General features: G+C 43.4%; 13 protein-coding genes. 6 read left to right on the top strand and 7 right to left on the bottom strand.

Annotation, left to right across the window (positions count from 1 at the left end):
- Together F8R90_RS01355 and F8R90_RS01350 are read left to right on the top strand one after the other, a co-directional pair.
- Positions 1–651: a DUF3226 domain-containing protein gene (locus tag F8R90_RS01355; protein ID WP_069072845.1), complete on the top strand. Its 651-nt coding sequence runs from the start codon at positions 1–3 to the stop codon at positions 649–651.
- A 95-nt stretch (positions 652–746) separates the two neighbouring features.
- Positions 747–3,359 (top strand): U32 family peptidase, encoded by a 2,613-nt coding sequence (locus F8R90_RS01350; RefSeq protein ID WP_196508920.1) that lies wholly within the window; start codon positions 747–749, stop codon positions 3,357–3,359.
- A gap of 145 nt (positions 3,360–3,504) precedes the next feature.
- Here the strand turns inward: F8R90_RS01350 and F8R90_RS01345 are convergent, their stop codons facing one another.
- Both F8R90_RS01345 and ppk2 read right to left on the bottom strand, forming a co-directional pair.
- Entirely contained in the window at positions 3,505–4,260 is a 756-nt protein-coding gene (locus F8R90_RS01345; protein WP_230966029.1) for a DUF4336 domain-containing protein, read from the bottom strand.
- A 195-nt stretch (positions 4,261–4,455) separates the two neighbouring features.
- On the bottom strand, positions 4,456–5,358 hold the full coding sequence (ppk2, locus tag F8R90_RS01340) for a polyphosphate kinase 2 (RefSeq protein ID WP_196508918.1): 903 nt from the start codon (positions 5,356–5,358) through the stop codon (positions 4,456–4,458).
- A 539-nt stretch (positions 5,359–5,897) separates the two neighbouring features.
- Between ppk2 and F8R90_RS01335 the strand changes: the two genes are divergently transcribed.
- Together F8R90_RS01335 and F8R90_RS01330 are read left to right on the top strand one after the other, a co-directional pair.
- Positions 5,898–6,674 carry a class I SAM-dependent methyltransferase gene (locus F8R90_RS01335; protein WP_196508916.1) on the top strand — a complete coding sequence of 259 codons (777 nt, stop codon included), beginning with the start codon at positions 5,898–5,900 and terminating at the stop codon, positions 6,672–6,674.
- Between the two features lie 47 nt (positions 6,675–6,721).
- The gene (locus tag F8R90_RS01330; protein WP_230966028.1) at positions 6,722–7,270 is read left to right on the top strand and encodes a hypothetical protein; all 549 of its coding nucleotides are present in this window, start codon (positions 6,722–6,724) and stop codon (positions 7,268–7,270) included.
- Positions 7,271–7,342: 72 nt separating this feature from the next.
- On the opposite strand, the gene F8R90_RS01325 is transcribed toward F8R90_RS01330, so the two are convergent.
- Positions 7,343–8,500 carry an extracellular solute-binding protein gene (locus F8R90_RS01325; protein ID WP_196508914.1) on the bottom strand — a complete coding sequence of 386 codons (1,158 nt, stop codon included), beginning with the start codon at positions 8,498–8,500 and terminating at the stop codon, positions 7,343–7,345.
- A gap of 356 nt (positions 8,501–8,856) precedes the next feature.
- Between F8R90_RS01325 and F8R90_RS01320 the strand changes: the two genes are divergently transcribed.
- The gene (locus F8R90_RS01320; RefSeq protein WP_190891452.1) at positions 8,857–9,228 is read left to right on the top strand and encodes a hypothetical protein; all 372 of its coding nucleotides are present in this window, start codon (positions 8,857–8,859) and stop codon (positions 9,226–9,228) included.
- Between the two features lie 225 nt (positions 9,229–9,453).
- Here F8R90_RS01320 and cobT read toward each other — a convergent pair whose 3' ends face one another.
- The 3 genes from cobT to F8R90_RS01305 all read right to left on the bottom strand — a co-directional run bounded on the left by cobT (position 9,454) and on the right by F8R90_RS01305 (position 12,143).
- A complete protein-coding gene (cobT, locus tag F8R90_RS01315; protein ID WP_196508912.1) occupies positions 9,454–10,611 on the bottom strand; it encodes a nicotinate mononucleotide-dependent phosphoribosyltransferase CobT in 1,158 nt (385 codons plus the stop codon).
- A 76-nt stretch (positions 10,612–10,687) separates the two neighbouring features.
- Positions 10,688–11,428: a DUF2232 domain-containing protein gene (locus F8R90_RS01310; RefSeq protein ID WP_190889530.1), complete on the bottom strand. Its 741-nt coding sequence runs from the start codon at positions 11,426–11,428 to the stop codon at positions 10,688–10,690.
- Positions 11,429–11,441: 13 nt separating this feature from the next.
- Positions 11,442–12,143, bottom strand: coding sequence for a Crp/Fnr family transcriptional regulator (locus tag F8R90_RS01305; protein ID WP_190890082.1), 702 nt, complete (start codon positions 12,141–12,143; stop codon positions 11,442–11,444).
- A 540-nt stretch (positions 12,144–12,683) separates the two neighbouring features.
- Here F8R90_RS01305 and F8R90_RS01300 point away from each other — a divergent pair.
- A complete protein-coding gene (locus F8R90_RS01300; RefSeq protein WP_196508911.1) occupies positions 12,684–16,757 on the top strand; it encodes a hypothetical protein in 4,074 nt (1,357 codons plus the stop codon).
- 194 nt (positions 16,758–16,951) lie between these two features.
- On the opposite strand, the gene F8R90_RS01295 is transcribed toward F8R90_RS01300, so the two are convergent.
- On the bottom strand, positions 16,952–17,210 hold a 259-nt coding region (locus F8R90_RS01295; RefSeq protein WP_196508909.1), incomplete at its 5' end, for a transposase.

Here is a 17,210-nt window from a genome sequence, read left to right as displayed (position 1 = left end):
ATGGCAAAAGGTTATGAACCCAAGAAACTGTTAGTAGAAGGACAAGACGATTTACGAGTTATACCAGAATTAATAGAAAAAAATGGAATTCGTTGGGGTGAGAATAAAAGGGAAGCAATTGTATCAATACAAGATTGTGGAGGTTACGAAAACATTGATGCAAACCTTATCTCTACTGAATTACAAGCATCAGGACTTACCCATTTAGGCGTGATAATAGACGCAGATGAAGATTTACCTACACGTTGGACAAGCATAAGAAATGCTTGTTTGCCAAGTATCCCCGACATTCCTGAAGCAATATCAGAGACAGGACTTATTCACGTTACAAAAAATGGAATTAAGTTTGGTATCTGGATTATGCCAGATAACCAAATGAGAGGTATGTTAGAGAGCTTTTTAGCTTACATGATTAGAGATGAAAGCGAAACTATTTGGCAATATGCTCAGGAAGTAGCGCAAGAAGCAAAAAGCAAAGGAGCATCGTTCAAAGATTCTTATCTTGATAAAGCTAAAATTTACACTTGGCTAGCATGGCAAGAAGAACCAGGAAGACAACTGCATCAAGCCATAAAGTATGAAATTCTGAATCCTCAACATCCAAAAGCGCAGACATTTTTAATATGGTTTAAAAATCTCTACAACTTATAAGTATTTTGCTATTTTCAAAAAGCGATCGCACCCTTTCCCTCATTTCCCCACCAACTTAGATAAAATCACTATGGTGCTACTTAACCCTAAGTCTAATGAAAAGCGATCGCTCCCTTTCACAACTCTCCCTTCAACGTCCCGAACTACTCGCGCCAGCAGGTAATTGGGAATGTGCTAAAGCTGCTGTGGAAAATGGGGCAGATGCGATTTACTTCGGTTTGGATCGCTTCAACGCCAGAATGCGGGCAGAAAATTTTACTGAGGCGGACTTACCTCAATTGATGACATTTCTGCATCAGCGCGGCGTAAAAGGTTATGTCACTGTCAATACACTAATATTTCCCAAAGAACTAGCAGAAGCAGAGCAATATCTCCGCACAATTATTGCCGCAGGTGTGGATGCGGTAATTGTCCAAGATATTGGTATATGCCGTCTCATCCGCCACCTTTCCCCTGATTTTCCTATTCATGCTTCCACGCAAATGACCATCACCAGTGCGGCTGGGGTGGAATTTGCTAAATCTCTCGGCTGTCAATTAGTGGTGCTGGCGCGTGAATGTTCTCTAAAAGAAATCAATAAAATTCAGCAGCAGATTGCCCTACAGGAAACTTCGCTGCCTTTGGAAGTCTTTGTTCACGGTGCTTTGTGTGTGGCATATTCCGGTCAGTGTTTGACTAGTGAGGCTTTAGGCGGACGTTCTGCCAATCGAGGTGAATGTGCCCAAGCTTGTCGGATGCCCTACGATCTAATCGCTGATGGGCAAGTTGTAAATTTAAAAGAACGCAAATATTTACTCAGTCCTCAAGACTTAGCGGGATTAGATGTTTTGCCTGACTTGGTGAAATCAGGAGTAACTTGTCTCAAAATTGAAGGCCGTTTGAAAGCCCCAGAGTATGTTGCTAATGTCACCCGTGTTTATCGCCAAGCCCTGGACGGGGTGATGGAGGAATTGGAAAAACCTAACCCCCTAACCCCCTTCCCTACAAGGGAAGGGGGAATAAAAACTCCCCTCTCCGTTTCGGAGAGGGGCTGGGGGAGAGGTCAAACAGATCAAGAACATTACAACCTAGAAATGGCATTTTCTCGCGGACTTTACACAGGCTGGTTTGGCGGGATTAATAATCAGGAACTAGTTCACGCCCGCTTTGGTAAAAAACGTGGGGTTTATTTGGGTGAAGTCAGCCGCATTCACAACGAACAGGTAACAGTCAAACTGGAAGCGCCTGTAAAACCAGGGGATGGAATTGTGTTTGACTGCGGTCATCCAGAGGCGAAGGAAGAAGGCGGCCGGGTTTATGCTGTGGTATCCAAAGGTAATGAAACCATGCTGTCCTTTGGTCGAAATGACTTGAACCTGCGCCGAGTGCATATAGGCGATCGCATTTGGAAAACCAGTGATCCAGAATTAGATAAGCAACTACGTCAGAGTTTTGCAGGCGATAATCCCCAATTTCAGCGTCCGATTGACTTGGAGGTTTATGGAGAAGTTGGTCAGGCATTGATTGCGATCGCTCGTGATCAACTCGGTAATATTGTACAAGTGGAGTCTGCAATTTCACTAGTTGAAGCCCATACCAAACCCCTAGATACAGACCGTTTACAAGAACAATTCGGTCGTCTCGGTAACACACCTTTCTGTTTGGGAACGCTAACCAACCACCTCAGTGGTGCTATTATGCTGCCCGTAAGTGAGTTAAACCGGATGCGGCGGGAAATTGTGACGCAGTTGGAAGAATTGCGAAGTCAACCCAAACGCTGGCAATTACGTTCTGATGTCTCTTTCCAAGACTTGCTCCCCTCTTCATTACCCTCATCACCTACCCTGCGGGAAGCTAAAGCTACATCTCCTGCACTCATAGTCTTGGTACGAAACCTCAAGCAACTCCAAGCTGCTCTCAAAGCTGGTATTGAAACACTGTACTGTGAATTTGAAGACCCCCGCGCCTACCGAGAAGCCGTGCAGCTAGTACGCCAACAAGGGCAACAATCCCCACTCCCCACCATCTGGGTTGCACCACCCCGAATTACCAAACCTGGAGAAAACTGGATTTTGCAGCAAGTACGTGCCTGTGAAGCAGATGGCTATCTGGTGCGGAACTATGATCAACTGCAATTTTTTGCCCAAGACCGTTGTATCGGAGATTTTTCGCTCAACGTTGCTAATGCCTTAACAGCAGACTACTTTCAGCAACGCTTTGGTTTAGAACGGCTGACGGCATCCTATGACCTGAATATTACCCAACTGCAAGACCTGCTCACCAGTTGTCCACCCCAGTGGTTTGAGGTGACAATCCATCAACATATACCGATGTTCCACATGGAGCATTGTGTATTTTGTGCCTTTCTATCGACGGGTACAGACCATACCAACTGTGGACGACCTTGTGAAAAGCAGGAAGTGAAATTAAAAGACCGTGTAGGCAGCGAACACGTTCTTAAAGCAGATGTAGGTTGCCGCAACACTGTATTTAACGGCACTGCTCAAACTGGAGCAGAGTACGTACAGCGCCTCATAGAACTAGGATTACGTCACTTTCGCATCGAGTTCGTGAATGAGACACCAGACCAAGTGACTAAAATAATACATCGCTATCGTCAACTAGTGCAAGGTGAAATTACAGGTTCCCAACTCTGGCGCGAGTTGAAGCTGCAAAATCAATTGGGCGTAACTCGTGGCCCATTGGGAGTGTCTGCACTGCGGTCATAATTCGTTTTGCGATCGCAGGGCGGGGGCTGCGACTTGAAAATATTTTGTATCTTGGTTATAAAAATAGCCCCTCATCACTAGTCTGTGATCGCATCAGCACCCGATTGGGTGAAATGGATAGAGTGATTAGCAATGTTCTGATAAGTTATGCGACGTTTAAGGAGAGTCCTAAAAACCATTCATATCCTTCCCTAAATTTTTGCTTACCATTGTTTTCAATGATGCTACCATGAGCCACAATAACTCGCTCGAAGTCCCAAGCGAGTATATTTTTAACTGATTGCCTTACCTTTTCTTTTTCTTGTGTAGATAATCGCTCTAGCCAAGACGGACTAAGGGTTTTATATGTCCCAATTACCCTAGCCGCTAATTGTGTTATTAGTGGAAAGCTTTCATCAAAATGATAAGCAGTATCTGTTAAGACTAAAGTCCGACTTTCTGAATGAAAGAAAACACATTCATTCAGAAAATCAGGCCCACTTAAACCGAAGGTTCTAAAACCATCAAATAACAAATATTGAATTTCATCCAAAAAATTATTTTCATCTGCTTTGATGATTTGATCAATTGGAAGTTCAGGCTTTTTTGAATTTAGTCCAGGTGCAGCCCAAAACGTCGCTTTTGGGTAAAAATGCTTGAATTTGGAGGCGAACAGATAGTGATAAAGATTAGGTGCCACAATATGCCTCACATTTCCAATTTTATTCAGTTGATCGATGGTTGCCTGATCAACCTGGATTGGAGAGATAACGACCAGTTCACTATTTGCAAGGCTAATAACTGTCATTCTTGTGCCTACGCTAAGTCCAAAATATCTCAATGGTTGTTCAGCAACCCAAATATTTTTGTCAATCTCCCTGAGCATAATTAACTGCAACTCGGTGGTAAAAAACACATACATTAGGAATATAGCAGGCTATCAAATTGATATTTTAGATTACTGCTGAAATCTCTCAACATCTGTTAGTTTCTCGTACTTGGTTACTGTTTCCTGATTGTCACAGCAGTTGAAAGTATTGGCTATAAATTACAGGTACGTTATCAAGGATTATTTAGGGGTTTCCATCTCGCAGAAACTTACCCCCATAGCGTTCACCTAATAAATCTGTGGTACAAAGAACTGTTCATTCAGGGGTGGTCTGACATAGCTATCAGCAGGCTTCCTGGGGGACAGTTCTAGAGCTTGGGGGGTCATATCCACGTAGGGAATTTTGCTGAGGATGTGGTAAATACAATTCAGGCGAGCACGTTTTTTGTCGTCTGCTTCGACGGTGAACCAGGGTGCTTCAGGAATATTCGTGTGGGCAAACATGACATCCTTGGCTTTAGAGTATTCCACCCAGCGATCGCGCGATTCGAGATCCATCGGACTCAGCTTCCACCGCCGTGCTGGATCAGTGGTTCGGGATTGAAAGCGCCGTTCTTGCTCATCATCGCTGACAGAAAACCAATACTTCAGTAGAATGATGCCCTCACGCACCAACATCCGTTCAAATTCTGGACAATCTTGGATAAAATTCTTGTACTGTTCTTCTGTGCAAAAACCCATCACATGTTCTACCCCAGCCCGGTTATACCAGCTGCGGTCAAACAAAACAATTTCACCCGCAGCTGGCAGATGAGCCACATAGCGTTGGAAATACCATTGGGTCTTTTCGCGATCGCTGGGCGTGCCTAAAGCGACGATCCGGCTGCCACGCGGATTCAATGGCTCCGCAATCCGTTTAATTGTACCTCCCTTACCTGCGGCATCCCGTCCTTCAAAAAGAATTACGATGCGGGCACCTGTAAACTTCACCCAATACTGCATTTTCACCAATTCTAATTGCAGCTTGGCTATTTTTTTTTCGTAGAGCCGACTGGATAGTTTAGAACTTCCTTCACCTTCAGTTGTGTGTTTTCTGAATTTTTTCGCGGTCTTTTTCTTAGCTTTTAACTTTGCCACCGGGGATTCTATAGCTTTTTTAATCGGATTTCCATTGTCTTGCTCGGTGTTCATAAACTTTTTTGCGGTTAATGTTTAAAGACGATGAGGCAATAGTTTTCAAGCATAACTGTTGGTAAATAAGCAAATTTGCTTAGTTTGACACGAGTCAACACAACATATTGTAGAACAGCATACGCAATTAAACGAAAAATAAAAAGCTATTAATTACCATTAGCAAGAGCTAGAAATATATAGCCGAAACAAAAGATTTATCTAATAAAGTAATTACTCTTATTATAATAAGCCAAATTTATGTTCAAATAAGCGATCGCTTCCTAGAAAAAATATTTTCAACAGGCATTAGAGTTACAAAATGACACGAAAAAGCAAACTCTCTTCTGCCATGATCTGAATACGTATCTTGTGGGGTAGGCAGCGTTAGACTGACTTGTACTGAGCGTTATCGTTATCGTAAAGCCTGCGGCATAGCTACGTTTAGGGCGCAGCCTCTTGTAGAGAAGTAGCGCTCACGCCGCAGTAGGATGAGCTAAAGAGTCACTCCCACAATAAAAAAATGTTATGCATTCAATTAAGAACCACCATTAATAATTATGACTAATATCTCCTTACCCAATAATGATTGGAATACTGCCCTTTACCAAGATAAACACGCTTTTGTTTGGCAGTATGGTGAGGACTTACTAAACTTCCTCAACCCTAAACCAGGAGAATCGATTTTGGATCTTGGCTGTGGCACTGGACAACTTACAGAAAAAATTGCCCAAGCTGGTGCTGAAGTAAGGGGAGTTGATCATGCACCCGCGATGATAGAAAAGGCTAGGCAAAACTATCCCCATATCCGCTTTGATGTAGCTGATGCCAGAAACTTTCAAGTAGACGAATTATTGGATGCTGTATTTTCCAACGCTGTACTACATTGGGTGAAAGAAGCAGATAGTGCGATCGCTTGCATACATCAATCCCTAAAACCTGGAGGCCGTTTTGTAGCAGAATTTGGTGGTAAGGGAAATGTGCAAGCGATCGCCACAGCTTTGGAAAGCGCCTTAGAAGCAATTAATATTCCTGTAAAAGCCCTAAATCCTTGGTATTTCCCTAGTATTGGCGAGTACGCCACCTTACTAGAACAGCAAGGCTTTGATGTCATTCATGCCATCCTTTTTGCTCGTCCAACTCCCCTAGCAGAGGGAGAAGCAGGTATGGCAAACTGGATTCAGATGTTCGCCAATGCCTTTTTAGCAGGGCTTTCTGGTGAGCAACAAATACAACTAATTCGCGTCGTGGAGGAATATCTCAAGCCGACGCTTTATCAACAAGGAACTTGGACGGCAGACTATCGAAGAATTCGTATAGTTGCCATTAAACTTTAAAATTGCGCGAATTTTACTTATACCTTAATTACTAATTAGTATCAGCTATGCATATACCTAAATTGTGCGATGCCTGCGGCGGGCTGCGCCAACGCCAGACATCATTTTCATTACTCCTAACCATTAGCCTCACCACTTTACTAGCCCCGCCCTCGTTAGCGCAAACCCCCCCAATACCGTCGCCTTCTAATGCGCCTCTAGAACTAGACTTATTGACTAAGCCAAAAGATTATGTAATCACAGCTAACACCATAAACCCAGAACGATTAACCGTTCCCAGTTTATGGTGGGCACAACAAAACTCTGAGAGAAAGCTATTGGATAATTGGATAGCATATCCAGCTTCTGAACAAGAACCTGCACGAGTAGACTTGATCGTGAATCAGCAAATTTGGAGCCTACTAGAGTATGTAGAGCGCTACGACTTCGTGAATCGCTTGGGTAGCACTGCACGGAACTTTGGTTACAACGTCCGGGTATTTAACTATCAAAAAGAACCCTTAGCAACCTACACTTGCAACTTTAGTACAAGTCCAGCTTTATGCAGTATCCAAACAAATGTCAAAAACAAGATAGGGTTACAGCGTTTACTCTAGTCAGGAGTTAGAGGATGGGGAATTGGGAGCAAGGGGAAAATTCCTCTCCTCTACCCAATGCCCAATATCCAATTAAACTTTAATTTTGGCGAATAAAGACTCGTATTGTTTTATTGCTGATGGGGGTAAAGGAAGCAAAAATTCACTTTTATCAAACACTTCGCGATCGCTCTGTAATAAGCTTAATAATGGTTTTGGGATATCGGAAGCAACAATATTTGTAGAAATTGGTGAATTACTTTTGGTCAGCACAGAAATTTGTTTAGCTGTGCTTGGTTGCCAACAAAAATCAATCCATTGATCTGATAAAGTAACCCTAGGAATACCTGCGGGACGTACCCACAAGTCTGCCCAGATTGCTGTTCCTGATTGGGGAATAACTGCGCCAAGTTGCGGATAAGCTCCCAAAACTGGCAGTACATCGCTTGACCAACCAACTGCTAGCCAAGTATCTCCCATAATTAGAGGTTCCAAGTAGTTATTGGAACTGTATAACTTAACCTGTCGGTTTAATGTCTGTAATTCCTTTTCCAAGTCTGGTACTTGGTCAATATTCTCTGTATTGTAAGATTTTCCTAGCTTCTTTAAGACCAGACCAATAACTTCTCGTGGTTGATTAAGTAGGGAAATGCGCTGCTGCACTTCATCCCGCCACAAATCACTCCAATCTTTGGGCATCCATCCTAATTTTCGCAACTTGTCACGGTTATAAACAATCACCGTGCTACCCCACCTGTAAGGTGCACCCCAGACCTTCCCTTGAGTATCCAAGTTACCTTGGTCGTTGCGCGTTACTAATTTCTTCCACCTTTCATCTAAAGCAGACCACTGCTTTAATTGGTTTCCCTGTACCTCTTGGAGTGGTTGAATCAATTTTTGCTCAATAGCTGCTTTTAACCAGTAATCTCCCAATGTCACTAGGTCTGCATCAGCCGTTTGTTGACCTTGCCTAAAGGGTATAAAGCGACTCCATCCCTGCTCATCAGTGCTTTTTGGTTTCTGCTGCCAATTCTGTAATTGCTGAAATAAATCCTGTATCTGCTCAACTGGAGCAAACTTTAATTGCACCTGTTGCTGCAAACCTTTGTGGAATTGATTAACTATCTGGCCAGGTATAGAACCTTTTAATAACTTTACTTTTAGTTGCGTCTGGTTGTTTCCACCACAACCAAAAAGCACTTGTGAAAGTGCCAATGTACTTGTACCTAGCAAAAAAGACCGTCGATCCATTGATTTTGGATTTGAGATTTTTGATTATACCTAATATTAAGCAGATATTCACCAGAGGCTGACTAACTGAAAAAGTGTAGTTGGGGAGTTATTAGTATTTTTTCTTGGTAATATCGCTAATTTTGACTATTTGAGTCAAATTAATGATTTTTTCGGCAATTACTTGCCTCAAGTTGGATTTTTCTTCATAATTTTCCTCATTAGTACTTATGGTCAAACTTTACTTATCTTTAGAAGTAATGATTTAAATTTCACTTTTGCACCAAAAATTATCAATACTTAAATAATCCCTAAGTATAGTTAACATTGAGAGTCAATTGAATAACATAAAGAGAATGTACGGATGAGGGTATTAAATGGAGCCATTACAGAAGCAAATCCTGACTTTAAGCGAAAAACTGGATGCGCTCTGCCAAGTGATTGAGCAGCTTGATGGTAAAGTTGCTCAAGCTTTCTCAGAGTGTTCTTTAGCGAATACACAAGCAAAGCATAATTATCAGGAAAATGGTGCGGCTGGAGGCTACCAGTTCAAAGGACGTAACAATTTCAATCCAGAAATGGAGCACAAGGATGTATTGACAGATGGCATGTATCTAGACATGCATCGTCAAAGTGGAGATAACATAACACCAGAAATTCAAATACAACGACTGACAGCGCAACTAACGGCAGCATACAATCGCATTGCTGCCTTAGAAGAACAATTACTCAGAGAGAGAATTCATTAAATTTAACCTGAGTTAAACGAATAAAAAAATGGCTGGAGGTAGGGAAGGTAAGCCTTTAGGTTCAATGTCGAGTGATGGCTTTGTAAGAATATATTAAGTATAAGCAATTAATCCAGCTATCAAATTGATAAATTTCTTGCTAGCACTTGATGACAATCCTGGGTGGAAGTTTTTAATAAAGCGCAGAGGGACGCAGAGTCCTACCAAATTTAATTGGCTACTTCCTTAATTAAATGCTGTACTTAGCCGTTCAAGTTGGGCTTCAATGGCTGCCAAAAGTTGGTTTTGCTGCCAATCTTGGCTAAGATGAGCGGCTATGCAAGCGGCTCCAGCACCCATACCTTCTTTCACAAAGCCCTGTTCATAAGCTCTCAGTTGGGGATAACGAGAATCAGCAAAGCTCAGATCAGTTGCTAATAAGGCAGGGGTTCCTCCACTCTGAGTTAAGTTGCCTTTTCCTAAGCTGAGAGCTAGGTCAACTGTAGCGCCAGTAGGGTCTTCTGCCACCCAGCGAGTTGTGCCTACAACGACTGCTTCGGGTTGCCATGATACAGCATAAGCTTGAGCAATCGCACTTATCAGAGCATAAACCGCCAGCATTTGTGTTCCGCCAGCAAGCATTACACCACAATTACGACTAGCAGCGATCGCCATCCCAGCTACCACCACTTGCATGGGATCACCCACAGATGCGACGAGTTGTAGGGGGTCAAATGGAGACGCGGGAAAAGTTTTCTCCATGTCTCTACTTGACCCCCTCATCTTCTCCAGCCCCGCTTCCACTAGTGCCCACTTTTGTGCATGGTTACAAATAGGGTGGCTACTGTTAACTTTTCCGGCAGCATCTATACCCAAACCAGTTAAGATTGCCAGGGCAGTTGTAGTGCCTCCAACGACGCACTCACCAAGAATCACATACTTATGTTGGATATTGGCAGCAAGGCGTTCTCCCCAAAGTAGCCCTTGTTTAAACAAGTGGTGTACCGTTGTGATTTCCATAGCAGAACCACCACTTAAGCACTGAGCAGGAGCGCCATCCAAATCAATTACTGGAACAGCAGGAGGCTGGGGTAAACCAGCATTAAACAAATGAACTGGTGTCTTTAGTGACTCAAAAACAGCGCGAGAAATCAGCACAGGTGAAGCCCCGGCTGCTAATGGTGGTAAGGAATATTGAGCTTTATGTTCTGGGCCGTAATACAAAAACTCGGCATCGGCACAAGCAGTATATTTCCGATCCTCTGGTGTGCGACCGGCTGCTGAAATCCCTGGAATTAAACCAGTTTCAGTAAATCCTAAAACACATGCAAATACGGGTAGACAGCCACGATACCGTCGCAGCCATTCTTTACTCTGTTCTTTTTGCGTATAAATACTAATCATTTGGAAAGTTAAAAGTTAGGAATTAGGAGTTAGGAGTTAGGAGTTTAATTCATAACTATTAACTCACAACTCTTGACTATCCTTCATAATCCATGAGGACTTGCACCCAGCGTGGTGGCCGGGGAATGGGGTTACCCAGGCGGTCAAAAAGCAACCATGATGCCAGATGTACGATAAAAAGATAGATAAAGTTGTTTAGTACAATTAGAGCGATCGCTCCCACTTGAATCAAAAATACACTGGGACTCGCTAACAAACTCAGCTTCAAAAATACCCACTCTATGAACTCAGTTACCTGGGTAATTACATAAATCCACAAGTCTTCACCTGACAAAACAGACAGCAACCACAGCCGAAAAAATACTCCCAAAGTACCCAACATCGTACCCAAGGTGATAGAAACAATCCAGGGAACACGACGACGATACCACGTCGCTCCTAAAAGCACGCCCATAAACCCGTAGGGCATGACAAACAGCAAACTGCGGGCTGGCCCCATCAGTACCGTTAGCAGTAACCCGGAGGTGAGTGCTGCCATCCATGCCGCGCGTTTGCCCCAACGCAGATAAACTAGAGCGATGGGCACCGGAAAAAATATCCGCAAAACAGGCCCCAAGGGAAAGTAAAAATTAATAAACCAAATTAAGCTAGCGGTACTGGCTAAAAACGCCGTTTCCACCATCCTCAAGGGTGCCTCAGCCTTGAGTTGAGGAGGCATTAACTGCTGTTCTTTGTCTAACCAATGATTGTGGGGAGTTGGAGATTCAGGGGATGGATCTTCCTCCGGCTCATCTGGCAGAGAATCTAAAATACTCATATCTGACAAGTTCTTAAACGATCATTCTTTCTAAGGCTGACAAATCAGGAATACAAATAGTGTCTTGATCCCGTTTAATCAAGCCTTTTTTTTCTAGCCTTGTCAACACTCGTGTCACCGTTTCTCGGGCCAGTCCGCTCAAACTACTCAATTCCCGATGGGGTAAATTGGGGATTTCGGTTCCTGTTTGCCCTTTTTTTCCCTGTCCTTCTGCCAAAAATAGCAACGTATCTGCCACCCGTGACTGGCTATCAGATTCCCGCAACCGCAATCGGCGATTTACTTGCCGCAAGCGTCGTGCCATGAGTTGCGCCAATCGAACTCCTGCCAAGGGTTCTATCTGAAGTAACTTGACAAAATCTTGAGCAGGCATACTACCAATTACCGTCGGGGCCAAGGTAATCACATCTGTGGATCGAGGTACTTCATCTAGAGCCGCCATTTCACCAAACAATTCCCCTTTGCCAAGAATATTCAGCGTTACCTCTTTTCCTTCCAGATTGTAGGTGCGAATTTTTACCCATCCGTCCAGAATAAAATACACAGAACCGCCCCAGTCATTTTCTAGCAAAATCACCTGATTGGCTGGATGAGTGCGGGTAACAAGATGGATCAGGGCTGATTCCACAGCAGTTTCTGGCAACCCTTGAAAAAAGGGAGCCGAGGTGATCATCCAAGGATTAGCCTGTGCTTGCAAGCTATATCGGTCTTCCATTACAACATTTTTATTCAAGCTGCTATATACACACAACAAACAAGAGCGCCAGTTTCAGCCTAAGCCATCAAGGCACAGCTCCCTTTCAAAGAGAAAACTTAACTATGCTACATAAGAAAGCGACAAGAACGTTTTTCTAGACAATTTTTACCTATAAGTTTAAACGGGATAAAAGTTTTGCAAAAAGTAGTTTATAGCCGGCGGTTGTATTGCTTAGGGGCTAGCTGCACTGCAAACTTGATTAGTTCAGAATATAGGCAAACAACATCAATGATACTAAAGGGAGTAAATTATTGCTCAGGTATTTTAGCGATTTTCAAAAATAGGCAATTAAATGAGCTGCAAAACTAAGCTTCTCACACAAACACTGACTGAAGATTGCCACGACTCCCAGTAATCCATAACATAATGACAGTCACAAGTCCAAGCAGCGGCTTTTGCCACTCAAAACTTCTCCTATGTAAGATCCTCATAGGGGTACGGTGATTGTAAAGTAATTGTCACATTAGTTGACATACGTTTTTAGGTAAGGTAACAAAAGTGACTTCCAGTGCAGACGAAATTCAAAAGCTGATTGCAGACATTGACAACTTACTTGCCAGCGGTGGCAAACGCGTGTCTAGATTTCTGTCTGGTCAGGCACAAGAGCCTAAAGAGGTTTTAGAACGAATTCGCAACTTCTTGGTCAGGCTACAAGAAAAAGAAGCATTACAGAAAGGCATCCCAAATCAGCCTTCTGAAGAACCGCGATCGCCTTTATTAACAAAATTTATTGATCAAGGTAATAACCAGTATCAATTACCGCAGCTTGAACCATATCAGGAACAGAGCACTGTTGGTGCAGGACAATTAAAAAGTGAATTTTCGAGCTTGATCCAGCCATTGCGATCGGAATTAGAATTGCTTTTGCAAGAACGAGCAACTCTTATACAGGAAATTCGGCAGCTAGAGCAAAGGCGATTGCAAAATTACTCCTTAGCGCAGCAGTTGACAAACCAGGATCAAATGATTACCGAGTTTTTACAGGTACTCATGAGTCGCCTTGTGCCAACTTTAACGCCACTTGCAGCACAAACTTGGGAAAATTCTGCCAGTTCTTCAGAAGGAATTAATCACGCAAACTCAGAACCAACAACCTCTGCAACTCAACCTTTGTTAGAATCACCAGATCGTGTAGAGAGGTTAACACATCTGGCCAAGGAGTTGGATCAACGTTTATTATCACTGGATGGGACAGTAAATGTAGTCTTTGAGGCACTACAGCGCAACATTAATACTTATTACGAATCCCTGTCGCAAGCACTGGCAAGAATGCATAGCAAGGGAATGCAAGGCGAACAGTTGATGGCCAGCTTTCTCAATAATTTGACCCAGCATTTGCAGCCAGAATCCCCTAGTTCTCAATCATCTTTGTTGGAGGTAGAATCTGAGACACCACAATCATTGGCTGACCGAGCCGAGATAACTGCTGGAGTCGCGCCCCAACCTTTCGAGCCTATACAGCCAGAAATTTCATCTTCACTCACAATTAATTCTGAGCAACAGGAGACTACCCTCACAGAGGATCTAGATGCAGTGCTGTTGCAGCTTGGCTTAGACTCGTCAGAATCTTCTGAAACCCAGACCGAATTATCGCAAGATATTTCTGCGTTAATTGGCGATGAAGTAGACCAACTTTACGCCAGTTTGTTTGGTACTGGTAATGTTAATAATCCAAGCCTCGATGTTGCCACAAATGACTTATCTGCTTCCACAATCGCCGAGAGTCCATCTGTCCCTAAAACCGTGGATTCTGCGGTTGGAGGGACAGATATAGGTCTTTCATCCCAAGATACTTTAGTAGAAACTACAGATTCATCATCAGAACCACAGGAAGAACTATTTTTTGAAGAGGATACTGATACAGGGTCGCCTCTTAGCAACTCTCTGCCACAAACAGACAGTTTTCCCGTACAAGTCGACACTCAGCCAGCTAGTGTTGATACAATTAATACCCTAACTGACCTATTGCCTAATGCAGGTAATGATCAGGAACTGCTGGAAGTATCATCCTCTGTGGAGGATGCCACGACTACAGCACCAGTTACTCCAGAAGTCGCAGAAGTAGCAGAAAATACAGAAATTACGTTGGCAAAGCCTAACGTACCCCTACAGGGAAGCAAGCTACGCGTAGCAGATGCACCAGAAGGTATCACCACACCGGAAGTATTAATTGCTGATCAGCCAGAACCGTTTTTAGATAACTACATTGCTGCTTCCCCGCAGGAAAACTTGCTTTCTGTTGAGTCAAATCAGGCTCCAGCCGTACCTGATATTTCTTTAGATGAAGAACAGTTGCAGCAATTAGATCGGGATTTGGCTAATTTTGATCGGCAGCTAAATTCTGAGTTGCAGCCAGCTACTAACTTGGATATTTCTCAGGTGCTGGTTACTAAAAATCAAGACATAATCCCCACAATTCCCCCTGAGCCGCAAACAGAAAATCTCCAAATAGTAGAAAATACCTCAACTGCTGCTTTCTCCAGTTTGGTAATTCCCCAGGTAGAAGCTGAACAAAAAAAGGAAGTCACAACTCCTGTTCAAGAAGGTTCTTTACCTTCAATTTCCAACTCCACTAACAATCCCGAAGCTTCGCTCAATGTTGTAGAATCAGTTTGGTATTTAGGGATTGATTTAGGTACAACAGGAATTTCTGCCGCATTATTAAATCGCTCGACTTTTGTTGTACATCCTATCTACTGGTCAGCAGAAAATTCGCCGGGAACAACTTCCTTCCAGCAATCATTTCGTTTACCAACAGAGGTTTATCTGCCTACAGCTTCTGTTCCCCACGGTGAAAACGAAAGTATCGAAGCACATGAACAGACTGCACCTGCGGCTGTTGCCCAAGATAAAGTACCTGAGCATTCAGCTACAATCCCTGCAACACCGAGATCAACAGCAGATTCGACAATAAACAATCTCTACTCGGCGCAGTTGAAGCCCTATTTACAAGTAGCCATTCCCTACAAGAGCGAACGGCAAAAATGGGAACCTGTTTTGCAATTAAATGAATTTTCGGCAGGTCCTTTGATTTGGGTTGTGCGATCGCTCTCTAAGCTACTGTTAACCCTCAAATCCGAAAAAACTTGTACCACCCCTAGTTTAATGGCTGCTGCTATGGGGATCAGCGAACAAGATTTTCCCAAGATTATCAATAATATTGCTGGTGTCATTTGCACCTGTCCATCTAGCTGGTCGGAACAATATCGCTTCAACGTGCGGGAAGCTTTACTCACCAGCAAACTTATCCAACATCCGCAGCAAGTCTTTTTTGTAGAAGAAGCGATCGCTAGTTTACTCCCAGAACTCGATGCTGCTAACGGTGAGCAAGTAAAATTAAGCGAACGTCAGGGTTCTCATCCTGCAAAAACCAGTGAACATTCCATTGTTGGCAACACCCTTGTGATTAACATTGGGACAACTGCCACAGAAATGTTGCTGGTAGATGTCCCAGAAGCATTGCTGCAATTGACATACAATGATTTCATGCTCCATAGTTTTGCCTATGCTGGCAAGGGAATTGAACAAGATATTATCTGCCAGCTGCTATTGCCACCTAAATCTCGGCAATCACGCCCAGAAACACTAAGCGATGCCTGCGGCGGGCTACGCCAACGCAAAACTATTACCAGTAATCCTTGGCAATGGCAACCGTCAATTCCCGGTTTAGACCAAATGCGTTGGCAGAGTTTAGGGTTGGAAGAATTAGAACTACCCAGGGTCGGGGAACCAGATATCACCGCTCGGATTCGCCTCCAGCAGCGTCTAGAAAGTTCTCTGCTGGGACAGGCGGTATTAGATGCCGCACTAGCCCTAAAACTGATTTTGCAACACCAAGACTCTTTTACTCTGGAATTGGCCGATCAGCAGTGGATTTTGCAGCGGCGAGATTTAGAAAGCCAGGTATTTATCCCCTTTGTGCGCCGCCTGAACCGAGAACTCAACAAGTTGTTGGTAGCTCGTGGCATCCCCACAGAATCCATTAATCAAGCTATCCTGACTGGTGGGGTGGCTTGTGTTGGGACGGTGAATCGCTGGCTACGGCAAAAACTCCCCAGCGCTAAGATTATTCAAGATTTATATCTCGGCGACAACGGCGCTCCTAATTGCAGTCGGGTTGCTTATGGTTTGGCGATGCTGCCTCTGCATCCCCAAATATTAGATATACCCAGGCAACAATACACTGATTATTTCTTATTTACAGAATTGCTGCGGCTGCTACCAGACCGATCCTTATCTTTTGGTGAAGTTATCCAGCTATTTGAGGGTCGTGGGATCAATACTCGCACTTGTCAGCAACGCCTCCTAGCTTTTTTGGAAGGTGAACTGCCTTCTGGTTTGATACCTTCAGTTACAGACTCAACCTGGCTCACCCAGAGTTCGCAAGAAAATTCTGACTATCAGGCGATCGCAGCTGCACCACTTTTTGAAAAACAAGGGAGTCTTACTTATCGTCCCAATTCTCAACAACTGTTGTATTTGCGTCGCTATCTAGATGCGATCAAAGCTAGTAATCAGCAATCACTAGAGGAACCATATACGGTGAATTTCGCCTTAGAGGTTCATCATTGAGATTGGTGCATCATACTAAAAATAAGGATACTATTCAAAATTCAAAATGCTTATACCGATTACATCTAAGGTTGCTCCAGAACAAAGGGCTTAAGCCCTTTGTTTCACCAAGCTTGATTTTGTGCAGTTTCACAAAGAATTGGTATTACGTCATAAGCATTTTGAATTTTGCAAAGTACTAGTGGTCTGTCCCATTAATTTTGCGGGGTTGGATAAATCTTTGACAGCTTAACTCTGGCATCTTCTGTACGAAAACGCCAATCTACACGAACTTGATTAATATTGCGATCGCACTCCCAAGCCGAGACCTGTTTTTCTAAAGTTTCAATATTCGGAATTCTTCGTTGGAGACATTGACGGACAAGTACAGATAGCTCTGATTCAACCATATTTAACCAACTCCCATGTTTAGGTGTATAGTGAATTTCTAATTTTGTGGCAATCCGTCTGGCC

Origin of the sequence: Nostoc sp. NZL, assembly GCF_015714705.1 — a bacterium.
Taxonomy (GTDB): domain Bacteria; phylum Cyanobacteriota; class Cyanobacteriia; order Cyanobacteriales; family Nostocaceae; genus Nostoc; species Nostoc foliaceum_A.
This window is presented reverse-complemented; position numbering and strand designations above follow the sequence as displayed.